The sequence below is a fragment of the Luteitalea sp. genome, assembly GCF_044337415.1.
Lineage (GTDB): Bacteria > Acidobacteriota > Vicinamibacteria > Vicinamibacterales > Vicinamibacteraceae > Luteitalea.
Map to the genome: position 1 here is coordinate 35,001 of NZ_JBIINP010000021.1, position 13,844 is coordinate 48,844.

General features: G+C 68.5%; 13 protein-coding genes, 2 rRNA genes and 1 pseudogene (1 of these 16 only partly in view). 13 read left to right on the forward strand and 3 right to left on the reverse strand.

Annotated elements, in window-relative coordinates:
- From ACIRDX_RS06040 to ACIRDX_RS06055, 4 genes are all read left to right on the forward strand, one after another.
- Positions 1-959: ribosomal RNA gene (locus ACIRDX_RS06040) — 23S ribosomal RNA — on the forward strand (it extends 2,033 nt beyond the left edge of the window).
- Positions 960-1,255: 296 nt separating this feature from the next.
- Positions 1,256-1,372 (forward strand): 5S ribosomal RNA (gene rrf / locus ACIRDX_RS06045).
- A 235-nt stretch (positions 1,373-1,607) separates the two neighbouring features.
- On the forward strand, positions 1,608-2,072 hold the full coding sequence (locus ACIRDX_RS06050; RefSeq protein WP_396624505.1) for a histidine phosphatase family protein: 465 nt from the start codon (positions 1,608-1,610) through the stop codon (positions 2,070-2,072).
- 15 nt (positions 2,073-2,087) lie between these two features.
- Entirely contained in the window at positions 2,088-2,948 is an 861-nt protein-coding gene (locus tag ACIRDX_RS06055) for an SDR family NAD(P)-dependent oxidoreductase (protein WP_396624506.1), read from the forward strand.
- A gap of 26 nt (positions 2,949-2,974) precedes the next feature.
- On the opposite strand, the gene ACIRDX_RS06060 is transcribed toward ACIRDX_RS06055, so the two are convergent.
- Entirely contained in the window at positions 2,975-3,544 is a 570-nt protein-coding gene (locus ACIRDX_RS06060; RefSeq protein ID WP_396624507.1) for a lipocalin family protein, read from the reverse strand.
- Between the two features lie 77 nt (positions 3,545-3,621).
- Between ACIRDX_RS06060 and ACIRDX_RS06065 the strand changes: the two genes are divergently transcribed.
- From ACIRDX_RS06065 to ACIRDX_RS06105, 9 genes are all read left to right on the forward strand, one after another.
- Positions 3,622-4,335, forward strand: coding sequence for a hypothetical protein (locus ACIRDX_RS06065; protein ID WP_396624508.1), 714 nt, complete (start codon positions 3,622-3,624; stop codon positions 4,333-4,335).
- A gap of 67 nt (positions 4,336-4,402) precedes the next feature.
- Positions 4,403-5,605, forward strand: coding sequence for an acetyl-CoA carboxylase biotin carboxylase subunit family protein (locus ACIRDX_RS06070; protein ID WP_396624509.1), 1,203 nt, complete (start codon positions 4,403-4,405; stop codon positions 5,603-5,605).
- A gap of 169 nt (positions 5,606-5,774) precedes the next feature.
- On the forward strand, positions 5,775-6,605 hold the full coding sequence (locus tag ACIRDX_RS06075) for a class I SAM-dependent methyltransferase (protein ID WP_396624510.1): 831 nt from the start codon (positions 5,775-5,777) through the stop codon (positions 6,603-6,605).
- A gap of 187 nt (positions 6,606-6,792) precedes the next feature.
- Positions 6,793-7,566, forward strand: a complete 774-nt coding sequence (locus tag ACIRDX_RS06080) for a class I SAM-dependent methyltransferase (RefSeq protein ID WP_396624511.1) — start codon at positions 6,793-6,795, stop codon at positions 7,564-7,566.
- Between the two features lie 162 nt (positions 7,567-7,728).
- Positions 7,729-8,481: a YebC/PmpR family DNA-binding transcriptional regulator gene (locus ACIRDX_RS06085; protein WP_396624512.1), complete on the forward strand. Its 753-nt coding sequence runs from the start codon at positions 7,729-7,731 to the stop codon at positions 8,479-8,481.
- Entirely contained in the window at positions 8,478-9,041 is a 564-nt protein-coding gene (gene ruvC / locus ACIRDX_RS06090; RefSeq protein ID WP_396624513.1) for a crossover junction endodeoxyribonuclease RuvC, read from the forward strand. The genes ACIRDX_RS06085 and ruvC overlap by 4 nt, the downstream gene beginning before the upstream one ends.
- Positions 9,038-9,631 (forward strand): Holliday junction branch migration protein RuvA, encoded by a 594-nt coding sequence (gene ruvA, locus ACIRDX_RS06095; protein ID WP_396624514.1) that lies wholly within the window; start codon positions 9,038-9,040, stop codon positions 9,629-9,631. The genes ruvC and ruvA overlap by 4 nt, the downstream gene beginning before the upstream one ends.
- Before the next feature lie 5 nt (positions 9,632-9,636).
- Positions 9,637-10,656 (forward strand): Holliday junction branch migration DNA helicase RuvB, encoded by a 1,020-nt coding sequence (gene ruvB / locus ACIRDX_RS06100; RefSeq protein WP_396624516.1) that lies wholly within the window; start codon positions 9,637-9,639, stop codon positions 10,654-10,656.
- Positions 10,657-10,706: 50 nt separating this feature from the next.
- A complete protein-coding gene (locus ACIRDX_RS06105) occupies positions 10,707-11,693 on the forward strand; it encodes a beta-ketoacyl-ACP synthase III (RefSeq protein ID WP_396624517.1) in 987 nt (328 codons plus the stop codon).
- 306 nt (positions 11,694-11,999) lie between these two features.
- On the opposite strand, the gene ACIRDX_RS06110 is transcribed toward ACIRDX_RS06105, so the two are convergent.
- Positions 12,000-12,692, reverse strand: a complete 693-nt coding sequence (locus ACIRDX_RS06110; RefSeq protein ID WP_396624515.1) for a response regulator — start codon at positions 12,690-12,692, stop codon at positions 12,000-12,002.
- A 398-nt stretch (positions 12,693-13,090) separates the two neighbouring features.
- Positions 13,091-13,844: pseudogene (locus ACIRDX_RS06115) on the reverse strand (glycogen debranching enzyme GlgX); the annotation flags it as partial.

Consider the following 13,844-nt stretch of genomic DNA (forward strand, 5'->3'; position numbering starts at 1 on the left):
CTTGTCGGGTAAGTTCCGACCTGCACGAATGGCGTAACGATCTGGGCGCTGTCTCAACGAGTGGCACTGCGAATTTGTGGTACCGGTGAAGACGCCGGTTGCCCGCGACTAGACGAAAAGACCCCGTGCACCTTTACTACAACTTAGTAGTGAATGTTGACGTGTCATGCGCAGGATAGGTGGGAGACGTTGAACCGAGCCTCTTGGGGTTCGGGGAGTCACCGGTGAGATACCACCCTTGATACTTTGACGTTCTAACCTCGACCCGTTACCCGGGTCAGGGACACTGCTAGGCGGGTAGTTTGACTGGGGCGGTCGCCTCCCAAACTGTAACGGAGGCGCGCGAAGGTTCGCTCAGGCTGTTTGGAAATCAGCCGTAGAGTGCAAATGCATAAGCGAGCTTGACTGCGAGACATACACGTCGAGCAGGTGGGAAACCAGGCATTAGTGATCCGGTGGTTCCGCATGGAAGGGCCATCGCTCAACGGATAAAAGGTACGCCGGGGATAACAGGCTGATCTGGGCCAAGAGTTCACATCGACGCCCAGGTTTGGCACCTCGATGTCGGCTCATCGCATCCTGGAGCTGTAGCAGGTTCCAAGGGTCCGGCTGTTCGCCGGTTAAAGCGGTACGTGAGCTGGGTTTAGAACGTCGCGAGACAGTTCGGTCTCTATCTGTCGTGGGCGCAGGAGATTTGAGTGGGGCTGACCTTAGTACGAGAGGACCGGGTTGGACGAACCTCTAGTGTACCAGTTGTCACGCCAGTGGCAGCGCTGGGTAGCTACGTTCGGAAGGGAGAAACGCTGAAAGCATCTAAGCGTGAAACCCTCCACGAGATGAGATCTCCCTGGACGCAAGTCCCTGAAGGCTCCTGGTAGACCACCAGGTGATAGGCCAGGTGTGTAAGGGTGGTGACATCCTCAGCTTACTGGTACTAATCAGCCGTGAGGCTTGACCATAATTCCCCACCACTGGGTGTCGTCGAGTAAAAACTACCGTTTGCAGGGTATTCAGTTGTCTCCGCCTTCGCGCCTTCGGCGCTACGGCGGGACGAGTCCTGAAGAGGACGAGCAGGCCTGGAACGGCTTGCCACGCCATGGCGCCGAAGGCGCGAAGGCGGGCTCTTTCAAAAATTGCGCGGCTGCACGCCATGCCCCTAGGTATGCTGGGGCCCCAGACGTGCGCACCTCAGGCGGCCAGATGTCGCCGAGGAGCTCGGTAATGGAATAGTCCATTGCCGGCCGCCAACAAGTTTCCCGGTGGCCATAGGGGAGGGGTCACACCCGTTCCCATTCCGAACACGGAAGTTAAGCCCTCCACCGCCGATGGTACTGCAGGCGCAGGTCTGTGGGAGAGTAGGTCACTGCCGGGGATATATCGAGCCCGACGCGTCGTCACGATGCGTCGGGCTCTTTCTTTTTCTGCTCGAATTCGCCCACACCCGGGCCCACACGGCGCTCCACTCGACGCCCCGTCTGTGCGACGCTGTCGTCGTGACGCCCGCTGGTCTGCTACCGCTGTTGCTGTCTCTGGCCGTGCTGGGCGTCACCCAGCCCGGGCCGGTTCCAGTGCCAGTACCAGAATTGGCCCGCTCGAGGGACCCCGGCGTGGTCACACTGCTCCGCCACGCTCGAGCGCCAGGAACCGGTGACCCCGCCAACTTCTCCCTGGCTGACTGCGCCACCCAGCGCAACCTCTCGGAACAGGGACGGCAACAAGCCAGACTGCTCGGCGACGCCCTACGCGCCGTGGGCGTGAAGGACGCCGAGGTGAAGACCAGCCAGTGGTGCCGCTGTATCGAGACCGGGAAGTTGCTGGCGGTCGGGCCGGTCCAGCCAACGCCCTTGCTCAATTCCTTCTTTGCCGGCCGGGGAGATGAGTCCGCCTCGACCCAGGCGCTCCGCGCTGCGGTGCTGGCCAAGGTCGACTCCCGAAAGCCCACCTTCTTCATCACCCATCAGGTCAACATCACCGCCCTGACGGGGATCGTGCCGGCAGAAGGCGAGGCCGTCTTCGTCAGGGCCACGGCCGCCGGTACCATCGAGGTGCTCGGCCGCGCCTCCTTGCCCTGACCACTCCTGCTTCCGATGAGCCACTCCCCGCAGCGCACTGTCCTCGTCACCGGCTGCACCTCCGGCATCGGCCATGCGACCGCCCTTCGCCTCCACCAGGCCGGATGGCTGGTGTACGCCACCGGCCGACGCCCTGATGCCCTCGAGTCGCTCGCCAAGGCTGGCTGTCGCACGCTCCCGCTCGACGTCCAGGACGACGCGTCGATGCAGGCCGCGGTGGAGCGCATCCTCCGCGAGGCCGGCCACATCGACGCCCTCGTGAACAACGCCGGGTACAGCCAGTCCGGACCGGTCGAACTCGTCACCATGCCGCAGGTGCGCGCCCAGTTCGAGACCAACGTCTTCGGCCTCCTGCGCCTCACCCAGCTCGTCCTTCCCGGCATGCGCGCCCGTCGACAGGGCCGCATCGTGAACATCGGGTCGATGGGTGGACGGCTCACCTTCCCCGGCGGCGGCGTCTACCACGCCACCAAGCACGCCCTGGAAGCCCTGACCGACGCCCTCCGCTACGAGGTGGCCGGCTTCGGCATCCACGTCGTCCTCGTGCAGCCGGGCCTCATCAGGACCGCCTTCTCCACGGCGGCATCCTCGAGCCTGGAAGGGATGACCTCAGCCGGCCCCTACGGCGCCTTTACCGGCGAGGTCGAACGCATCACGCGAGAGTCCTACGAGAAGGGCAGCCTTGCCCCGCTCGTGGGCAGCCCTGAGGATGTGGCAACGGTGGTGGAAGAGGCGCTCACGAGCTACGAGCCCAAGTCCCGCTATCGGGTCACCTGGTCCGCCACGCTCCTGATGACCCTGCGCGCCCTCATGACCGACGGGATGTGGGACCGTTTCCTGGCTCGCACCTACCCCCGGCCAGGCGCCCGGAGCTGAGGCGCTCGAGTGCGTGCCTCAGGAATCTACGGCTGACCTTGCCGCGTCCGCACGATGCGGCCGGTATCGAACCCCTGCGCTCGCGCCGCCTCGACGAGGCGGTCGTACGTGGGCTGGTCCACCTGAGGCGTTCTCGACAGCACCCACAGGTAGTCGCGATCCGGCGAACCCACGAGAGCCGTGCTGTAGTCGGGGGCCAGATCGAGTACCCAGTACGCCCCCCAGACAGGCAGGAACGACAGGAACGCCGGCGCGAAACGTACCTCGAGCACTGACGGGGGCCCCTTCGGATCCACCCGACGCGCCACACCGACGGCCTCGATCGGCCCCTTCTCGGTGACGCAAGTGTTCTTCACATCCACCCGCCCATCCGCGCGCCTGGCGTAGTAGACGACCACGTCGCCCGTGCACCGCTTCTGGAAACGGTTGGGGTAGCGGGCGAGCTCGTACCAGCGCCCCATGTAGCGGTCGAGGTCGAGCGCCGGCACGGGCCGGACCGGCGCCGACCGCTGAGCGCTCACCGTTCGGGCACCTGCGACGACCATCACGAGCGCCGCAGCGCCGGCCACGAGCGCCACCAGGCGCGGACGTTCCATGCCTCTTTCGACGCACCAGGCGCCCGTACAGTCACGCCCTGCCCATCGGACAGCGCATTTCCGTATACTGCCCTGCTGTGTCGAGCCGCATCCCCGTCGAGTACGACTCCGAGCGAAAGATCCGGACGCGCAACAAGCTCTACTACCGGTGGCTGCACTGGCCGATCTGGATCTTCGTCTTCTTCATCGCGCCAGGCCCGCTCACCTTCGACCTCTTCGAACGGGGCTTCGACGCCCGCATGGCCCTCTGGCTCGGTGCGGTCATCGTCGCCACCGGCATCCCGTTCCTCCGGGGGCGCCTGCCCGGCTGTGAGCCGGCTCCCTACATCATCCGGTTCACCGAGGACCGGCCGAACCCGGTCTACCGGCGCATCTGCTACTCGTTCGCCTGGGGCGAGGCCATCACCTTTGCCGTCCTCAACATCGTCGGCCTCGTCGTGGCCATCAGCACGGGCACGTGGATGCTGAAGGAGATCTACCGGTACGCCTACTTCCCGATGGCGGGCACCATCTGGGCCATCGGCCTCTCGGGCCACCTGCCCCGTGTGAAGCGGTCGACGGCCGGCGAGGGCCATGAGCGTCGCTACTTCTACGGCACCGTGTGGGCCGTGGCCATCGCGCAGCCGATCCTCTGGTTCCTGTACCTCACGATGCCCAAGGGCCCGGTACCCGACACGTTCAAGCTGCTCGTCTTCGTCGGCGTCCTGGCGTTCATGGGTTGGCAGGCCTACAACGGCCGACTCCCCCGCACCCGGCCGATCGTCCCCGGCGAACTCGCCGCGCTCGACTGACCGCGACTGCCGACTGCCGACTGCCGTTCCCGCTCCCCGATACCCGATACCCGCTGCCCGATACCCGATGTCCGAGAATCCCCTCACCGTCCTCTGTGTCGCCACCTACGAGAAGGGCGCCGAGTTCCTGCGCGAGTGCAAGCGACAGGGATGCACGGTGCTGCTGCTCACGACCGACGCCCTCAAGGACCTCCCGAGTTGGCCCCGCGAGGCGATCGACGAGGTGTTCGCGATTCCCGCCGACATCTCGCGCGACGACCTGCTCAAGGGCGTCAGCCACGTGGCCAGGCGTCGCCGCCTCGATCGCATCGTGCCGCTCGACGACTTCGACGTCGAGACGGCGGCCTTGCTCCGCGAGCATCTCCGCGTGCCCGGGATGGGCGAGACGACGGCGCGCTACTTCCGCGACAAGCTGGCGATGCGGCAGCGCGCGCACAACCAGGGGATTCTCGTCCCCGCGTTCACGAGCCTCTTCAACGACGATGAGGTGAACGCCTACCTGGATGCGGTGCCGGGGCCGTGGCTCGTGAAGCCGCGGTCACAGGCGGCGGCCATCGGCATCAAGAAGGCCGAGACGCGCGACCAGGTCTGGCAGCACATCCACGACCTCGGCGACATGCGGTCGTTCTCGCTGCTCGAGCACTTCGTCCCGGGCGACATCTACCACGTCGACTCGATCGTGTGGGAGAAGCAGGTGGTGTTCTCGGCGGCGCACCGCTACGGGTCCCCGCCGTGGACGGTGGCGCACCAGGGCGGCATCTTCACCACGAGCAGCGTGCCCCGCGAGTCCGAGGACGCGCAGGTGCTCGATGCATTGAACCGTCGCCTGCTCGACACGTTGGGACTCGTGCGCGGCGTGACGCACACCGAGTTCATCCACGGGCACGACGGTCGCTTCTATTTCCTGGAGACGGCCTCGCGCGTCGGCGGCGCCTTCATCGTCGACGTGATTGCCGCGGCGACGGGCCTCAACCTGTGGCACGAGTGGGCCAAGCTCGAGATCGCCGGGGAACACGGCCGCTACGAGGTGCCCGCGCACCGCGAGGACTACGCCGGCCTCGTCCTGTCGCTGGCGCGCCAGGAGCATCCCGACACCTCGGCCTACGACGACCCCGAGATCGCGCAGCGCATCGACCTCCCGCACCACGCCGGCCTCATCGTGCGCGCCTCGTCGCCCGAGATCGTCCAGGCGCGCCTCGAGTCGTACGCCTCACGCTTCCTCGAGGACTTCTACGCCTCGGCGCCCGCCCCTGATCGCGCCTCGCATTAACGCTTGACGCTTGACGCCCAAGGGGCCAAGGCACAACCGCGCCTCGACCCTGGCACCTCGCCCTGCGCTGCCCGATCCATCAACGTCAATCGCCAGGCGCCAATCGCCAAGCGTTAAACGTTGAGCGTTAAGCGTTGACCACGCCGGCGTTCAACACCGTGCCCTGCCCATGTCCCGAGACATCGACGCCCTCACGTCCTACACGCTCAAGCACTTGCGAGACCGCTGGTGGAGCACGCGCTGGACCCACTGGGTGAGCAGTCACCTGCGATGCGACCCGGGCGGGCGCCTGGTGCATGTCGGCTGCGGCAACGGCGAGATCGACGTGGCGTTGGCCCTGGCCACGCCCGACCTGCACGTCGTGTCGGTCGATGTCCACCCGTCACGGGCCCGGCACGCCCGGGAACTGGCCGGAGAGGTCGGCGTGCGCGTCCAGGCGCTGGCGGGAGATGCCCGCGCCCTCCCGCTGCGCGACGGGTGCGCCGACGCGGTGTTGTGTATCGGGGTCCTGCAGCACCTGGCCGACCCCGAGGCCACCGCCCATGCCCTGGCCGGCCTGGTGCGCCCGGGCGGCCGGATCCTGGTGGTGGAGCCTGATCACGAGTCGCGTACGTGGTACTCCGGCACGCCTGCCGGCGACGCGGCCTTTGACCTGGCCCGCGCCACCCTCGGACACTGGCACCGCGAAGTGGCGCCAGACGCGCCGACGCGCCTCGGCATGCACGTCGTGTCGTGGTTGCGCGAAGCCGGCCTCGAGCCGCTGGTCGTGGAACCCCTGCCGGTGGCCGAGTCCCGCCTCGGGGCGCCTCCGCCCGGCGTGTGGGAGAACCGCGACCGTCTCCTCACCGCCACCGCCAGCGCCCCGGGCCGCGAGGCCGAGGGCGAACGCCTGCGCGAAGCGATGGCCGCCTACCGCGACGCCGCCGACGCCCAGGGCGCCGCCTTCGTCGAAATCCAGCACGCCCTGCTCGTCGCCACCCTCGCGCAGCGCCCTCAGTAGGCTCAGGGCTCAAGGCTCAGGACTCAGAAGGCATTCAGCCTCTGCCGGGATGCTTCCGCGCGTCAGGTCGCATCCAAGCACCGGCTCGAGCCCTAGCCTGCGCTTGAGCCCCGAGCCGGCTTCCGAGCCCCAAGCCCCAAGCCCCAAACCCCCGCCCGACCTCTGTCGCTGTAGGCTGTAACCGATCATGCCTGCCGGCCACGAAGGCTGGGGCGCCTACGCGCCCTTCTACGACTGGGAAAACGCCCGCACGATGGGGCGTCGCGACCTCACGTTCTGGCGACACCTGGCCGCACAGGTGGCCGGTCCCGTGGTCGAGCTCGGCAGTGGCACCGGTCGGCTGACCGTGCCGCTCCACCGCCAGGGCATCCCCATCGTCGGCGTGGACTACACCGCCGAGATGCTCCGGCGCGTGGCGCCCCGGGCCCGGCGGTCCCGCACCACCCGCCCCCGCATCGTCAGGGCCGACGCCAGCCGCCTGCCGCTCGCCGACGAGGCATTCCGCCTCGTGATGGCCCCGTACGGCTTTCTCCAGTCACTCCTGAGCGACGCCATGCTCGCGCGCACCATTCGCGAGGCGTACCGGGTGCTGGCGCCGGGCGGCCTCATCGGCGTGGATCTGGTGCCCGACGTGCCCAAGTGGCGCCAATACACCCGCAAGGTCGTGTTCTTCAGCCCCGAGGGGCCCCGCGGCCTGCCCATCACGCTCCGCGAGACCGTTCGCCAGGACCGCGAGAAGCGCCTTACGACCTTTGAGCAGGAGTACATCGAGGGGCGCGGGGCAGCGAAGCAGGTGACCCCGTTCACCATCAGGTTCCGCACCCTCCCCTTGCCGGCCGTCGCCCGCCGACTCGAGCGCGCCGGCTTCGAGGTCGAGGCCATCCTCGGCGACTACCGCGGCGGCGCCTGGGACCCCCGCGCCGACGTCTGGCTCCTCCTGGCCCGCAAACCCTCCAGGTAGGGCCGGGTCGCAAAGAGGTAGGGCCGGGTGTCCCACCCGGCCGCTATCCCCGACACCGAACCCCAGCGGCGCGGTGGGACACCGCGCCCTACCTCAGAAGTGACGCACCCTGCGTGCTAAGATCCCAAGGTTTTACGACGTTCTGCCGAGGAGTTCCACGCGATGTCTGGCCACTCGAAATGGCACACGATCAAGCACAAGAAGGGCGCGCTCGATGCCAAGCGCGGCAAGATCTTCACGCGCATCATCAAGGAACTGTCCGTCGCGGCACGTAGCGGCGGCGGCGACCCCGCGATGAACCCGCGGCTGCGCACGGTCATCGCTGACGCCAAGGCCGTGAACATGCCCAACGACAACATCGCGCGCGCGATTCGTCGGGGCACGGGCGAGGAAGAGGGCGTCAACTACGACGAGATCACCTACGAGGGCTACGGCCCCGGCGGCGCCGCGGTGATCATCGAGACGCTCACCGACAACCGCAACCGCACGGTCGGCGAATTGCGCCACATGCTGACCAAGTACGCCGGCAGCCTCGGCGAGACCAACAGCGTCGCCTGGATGTTCGACCGCAAGGGCTACATCGTCGTCGAGAAGGCCAAGGCCGACGAGGAGACGCTGATGGCGGCCGTCCTCGACGCCGGTGCCGACGACATGGGCGACGATGGCGACAACTGGGAAGTGACGACCGACATCTCCAGCTACGAGGCGGTGCTCGAGGCCGTCAAGAAGCTGGGCGTCGAGCCGTCCACCGCCCAGGCGATGGCGATGCTGCCCAAGAACACCATCAAGCTGGAAGGCAAGACCGCCCAGCAGATGCTCAAGCTCATGGACGCGCTCGACGACCACGACGACGTCAAGCAGGTGTGGTCCAACTTCGACATCGAGGAGAAGGAGATCGAGGCCTCGATGGCATGAGGATCTTCGGGATCGACCCCGGGTCGGTGCGCACCGGCTACGGCTGCATCGAGACCGGCGGCGCCCGCTGCGCCCTGGTGTGCAGCGGCGCCATCGTGCCCCCTCCCGGGAGCGCCTTTCCCGAAAAGCTCAAGGTCATCCACCTCGAACTCTCCGCCAGGCTCGCCGACGCCCGCCCCGACTGCGTCGCCATCGAGAGCCTGTTCCACGGACTCAACACGCGCAGCGCCTTCGCCCTGGCCCATGCCCGGGGCGTGATGCTGCTTGCCGCCACGCAGCTCGGCCTCCCGGTCGTGGAGTACGCGCCGGCCGAGGTCAAGCGCGCCGTGGTCGGCTTCGGGCGCGCGGAGAAACCCCAGGTCCAGCAGATGGTCACGCTGTTGCTCGGCCTCGACGCGCCGCCCAAGCCCCTCGACGTGTCCGACGCACTCGCCGTCGCCCTGTGCCACGCGCACACCGCCTCGTCGACCGTGCCGCAGGCCGACGCCACGCCGTTCGCGCGCGGCCGCCGCGTCACCAGCTGGCGCCAACTGCGTCCCGAGGATCTGGAGCACCGATGATCGCCGCCCTCAGAGGCCGGCTGATCGACAAGCAGCCCGCGCGGCTGATCGTCGACGTCGGCGGCGTCGGCTACGACGTGCAGGTGCCGCTCTCCACGTATGGCAGCGTCGGCGAGGTGGGGGCCGAACTCTCCCTGCGCATCCACACGCACGTCCGCGAGGAGCAGATCGCGCTCTTCGGCTTCCTCACGGCGCTCGAGCAGCAGATCTTCGAGCGGCTGATCTCGGTGAACGGGATCGGCCCGAAGGTCGCGCTCGCGGTGCTCTCGGGCATCGCGCCGGGAGATCTCGTGGCGGCCGTGCAGGGCAACGAGCCCGCGCGCCTCACCACGATTCCCGGCATCGGCCGCAAGACCGCCGAGCGCATCGTCCTCGAGCTGCGCGATCGACTGCCGGCCGCCCTTCCGGTGTCTGCCGACGCCATCGGCCCCGGCGGCGCGGTGCGCGCCGACCTCATCTCCGCGCTCGTCAACCTCGGCTACCCGCGTCCGACCGTCGAGAAGTCGGTGGGCGACGTGTTGAAGGCCCAGCCCTCGGCATCGTTCGACGAGGCATTGCGCCAGGCGCTGGGGCGCCTCGCCCGCGCATGAGCGAGATGCCCGATCCCCGCGTCGTCAGTGGTCGCAGCGGCGACGACGAGGCGCAGTACGAGGCGGGCCTCCGCCCGCGCACGCTCGACGACTACATCGGGCAGGACCGCGTGCGCGAGAACCTGCAGGTCGCGATCTCGGCGGCGCGGCAGCGCGGCGAAGCGCTCGACCACGTGCTCGTCTCCGGCCCCCCGGGCCTCGGCAAGACGACGCTCGCCCACGTCATCGCCAACGAGATGGGCGTGTCGATGAAGGCCTCGTCCGGCCCGGTGATCGAGCGCCCGGGCGACCTCGCCGCGATCCTCACCACGCTGCAGCGCCACGAGGTGCTGTTCATCGACGAGATTCATCGCCTGTCGCCCGCGATCGAGGAGATCCTCTATCCGGCGATGGAGGACTACGAGCTCGACATCGTCATCGGGCAGGGGCCGGGCGCGCGGTCGGTGAAGGTGCCGGTGCAGCCCTTCACGCTGGTGGCGGCGACGACCCGCACGGGCCTGCTCACCGCGCCGCTGCGCAGCCGCTTCGGCCTCGTGCATCGCCTCGACTACTACGGCGAGGGCGACATGATCGAGATCGTGACGCGGTCGGCACGGATCCTCGGCGTGTCGATGGGCCCGGAGGCGGCCAGCGAAGTGGCGCGTCGGTCGCGCGGCACACCGCGCATCGCCAACCGCCTGCTGCGCCGCGTGCGCGACTACGCGCAGGTGCGCGCCGATGGCGTGGTCAGCCTGGAGGTCGCGCAGGCGGCCCTCACGCTCCTGGAAGTGGACGCCTACGGATTCGACGAGGTCGACCGCCGGTTGCTCCGCGTCATCATCGACAAGTTCGATGGCGGCCCCGTCGGCGTGAATACGCTGGCGGCCGCGCTCGGGGAAGAGCGCGACGCCGTCGAGGACATCTACGAGCCCTTCCTGATGCAGGTGGGCTTTCTCGAGCGCACGCCGCGGGGCCGGGTGGTCACCCGCCGCGCGTACGCGTTCTTCGGGCTCGAAGCGCCCGGAAAGGACAATCGCCTGTGGTAACGCAGTCCGCGGCCCGTCCGCACGGGACCCTCAGCGGGGGCACGCCCACCATCCAGCCCTGCATCAGCGGGCTGGCGACGTACCTGCCGCCGCGCACGCTCACCAATGCCGACCTCGAGAAGATGGTCGACACCAACGACGAGTGGATCCTGCAGCGCACCGGCATCCGCAAGCGCCACATCGTCGATCCGGGCGTGGCCACGTCTGACCTCGCCGCCGAGGCGGCGCGGTCGGCGATCGCGAAGGCGGGGCTCACCCCTGCCGACATCGACGTGATCATCGTCGGCACCACCACGCCCGACACGATCTTCCCGAGCACGGCGTGCCTGCTGCAGCACAAGATCGGCGCCAGCAAGGCCTGGGGCTTCGACCTCGGCGCAGCTTGCTCGGGCTTCACCTACGCGCTGACGACGGCCGCGGGCTTCGTGAGCTCGGGCATGGCCAAGCACGCGCTCGTGGTCGGCGCCGACGTGATGTCGAGCATCATCGACTACACCGATCGCACGACCTGCGTGCTGTTCGGCGACGGCGCCGGCGCCGTGGTGGTGTCGCCCTCGCCGGGCGACGGGCTCGGGCTCCTCGACTTCACGCACGAAGTGGATGGCAGCGGCGGGCCGGCGCTGTGCATGCCGGCAGGCGGCTCGAAGATGCCGGCCTCGCACGAGACGGTCGACAAGCGCATGCACTACGTCCACCAGGACGGGCAGACGGTGTTCCGCTTCGCCGTGCGCAAGAACGAGGAGGTGTGCAAGCGCCTCCTCGACCGCAACGGGCTCACGTCGGCCGACCTCGATCTGTTCGTGTCGCACCAGGCCAACAAGCGGATCATCGAGTCGGCCGCGCAGCGCTTGGGCGTGCCGCCCGACAAGTTCGTGCTCAACATCGGCGAGTACGGCAACACCACCGCCGCCACCATCCCGCTCGCCCTCGACGACGCGCTGCGCGACGGCCGCCTGAAGAAGGGCGACCTCGTGATGCTCGCCTCCGTCGGCGCCGGGTTTACCGTCGGGTCCGTGCTGCTCCGCTGGGCGTACTGAACCGCGACGGCAGTCGGGAGTCGGCAGTCGGCAGTCTGGAGTTCGTGGGCGTCGACCTTTAGGTCGACGCTCCTGACCGCCGGCCTTGTCTCTCACGGGAAGATCACTGACCGTCGACGTGAACGTCGACGGCCACGAACTGCAGGACCTTGATGGCCTCGAACTGCAGGCCCTCGACGGCCACGAACTGCGAATGAAAAAAGGGCGGGCTGATCGTGAGATCGCCCGCCCTTTGATGTACCCCGTACCCGGCACCCGGCACCCGGCACCCGGCACGCGGCACCCGGCACCCGGCACCCGGCCGTCCTACATGTTGGTGACGTCGTGGCCCAGCGCCGCGCGCTCGGCCTTGGCCTTCTCGGCCTCCTCGAGCTTCACGAGGCCGCGGCGGATGGCGGCGGTGGCCGCCTGCGTGCGGTCGCGCACGCCGAGCTTGCCGAGCAGGCCGTTCACGTACGACTTGATCGTGCCCTCGGTCGTGTTCAGCTCGTGGGCGATCTCGCGGTTGCTGTGGCCGCTGACGATGAGCCGCAGCACGTCCATCTCACGGCGCGTCAGGTCGGTGCGACCGGCCTGGTCGAGCACCTGCGTGATGCGCGGCGGGATGTACTGCCGGCCCTCGTGCACGGCGATGATGGCCTCGAACAGCTCGTCGCTCGGCATGCCCTTGAGCACGTAGGCGGCGGCGCCGGCCGACAGGGCGCGCGCGATGTCGACGTCGCCCTCGTACACGGTGAGCACCACCACGCGGGCTTCCGGGAACTCGGCGCGGATGGCGCGGATGGCCTCGGGGCCCTCCATCACCGGCATGCGCAGGTCCATGATCGCGAGGTCGGGCTGTGTCCGCCGGAAGGCGGCAACGGCCTCTTCACCGTTGCTCGCGGTGGCGACCACCGAAAAGCGCGGATGGCGCTCGAGCACGGCCACCAGGCCTTGGCGCAGGATGTCGTGATCGTCCGCCACGAGCAGGCGGATAGGTGAGCGTACGTCGCTGGTCACAGCCACTCCTTCGGGTCGCCTCTCCGGGCCCCATCCCTGGTGAGATCGGCAACCGGCACGACTTTCTGTAGTGTCGGTCGGCCGGTTGATGGGGACACCTTGACAAACGTGCCTGTCCTCGGGTTTCCCGCGGCCCTCATGATGGCACAACTGTGACGCCCTTGCGACGCGCCAGCGCGGCTCATGGCCCGGACGGGCACCAGCCCGGCCGCTGGCAGCGCCGCCACGCCAGTGCCAGGGCGCGCGAGCGCGCGTCCTGACTATCCAAGGGCAGTGCCGCTCACGCGGCGCCAACCACACCGTCCCGAGCGGCCGCTCGCCGCCGCCCCCGCGGCGAGTGCGTAAGGGAAGGATGACGAGCGATGCGTGGTGGGATCGGGCAGCGCGAGGAGGACGCGTTACCGGACGACGGAGCGCGTGCGCTCGTCGGCGCGCAACAGCACCACCGAGCGGCCCGCCACCGGGTAGGCGCCGCGCTCGGCCGGGGCGACCGGCTGGTGCTCGATGCCGGTGTCGAACACGCGCGTCCAGGCCAGCCCGCTGCTCAGTTTGGGCAGCTTGAACGGCCGGGGTGCCTCGTCGGCGTTCATCAGCACCAGCAGCGTGTCGTCGACGATCGGCTCGCCGCGCGCGTCGATCTCGTCCATCGCGATGCCGCTCAGCAGCACGCCCAGCGCCTTCACGTGCGGCGCCGACCACATCGCGTCGGTCATCTCGACGCCCGACGGGTCGAACCACGCCAGGTCCTTCACGCCCGCGCCGCGCAGCGGCCGGCCCTGGAAGTAGCGCTGGCGCCGCAGCACCGGGTGCTTCTGCCGCAGCGCGATCAGCATCCGCGTGAACTCGAGGAAGTCCTTGTCCTCCTCGGTCAGCTCCCAGTGGAACCAGCTCAGGTCGTTGTCCTGGCAGTAGGCGTTGTTGTTGCCCTTCTGCGTGCGGCCCATCTCGTCGCCGCCGCCGATCATCGGCACGCCCTGCGACAACAACAGCGTCGCCATGAAGTTGCGCCGCTGCTGCAGGCGCGCCTGCCGGATCACCGGATCGGCCGTCGCGCCCTCGACGCCGAAGTTCATGCCGAGGTTGTTCGACTCGCCGTCGCGGTTCTGCTCGCCGTTGGCGTCGTTGCGCTTGCGTTCGTAGCTGACCAGGTCG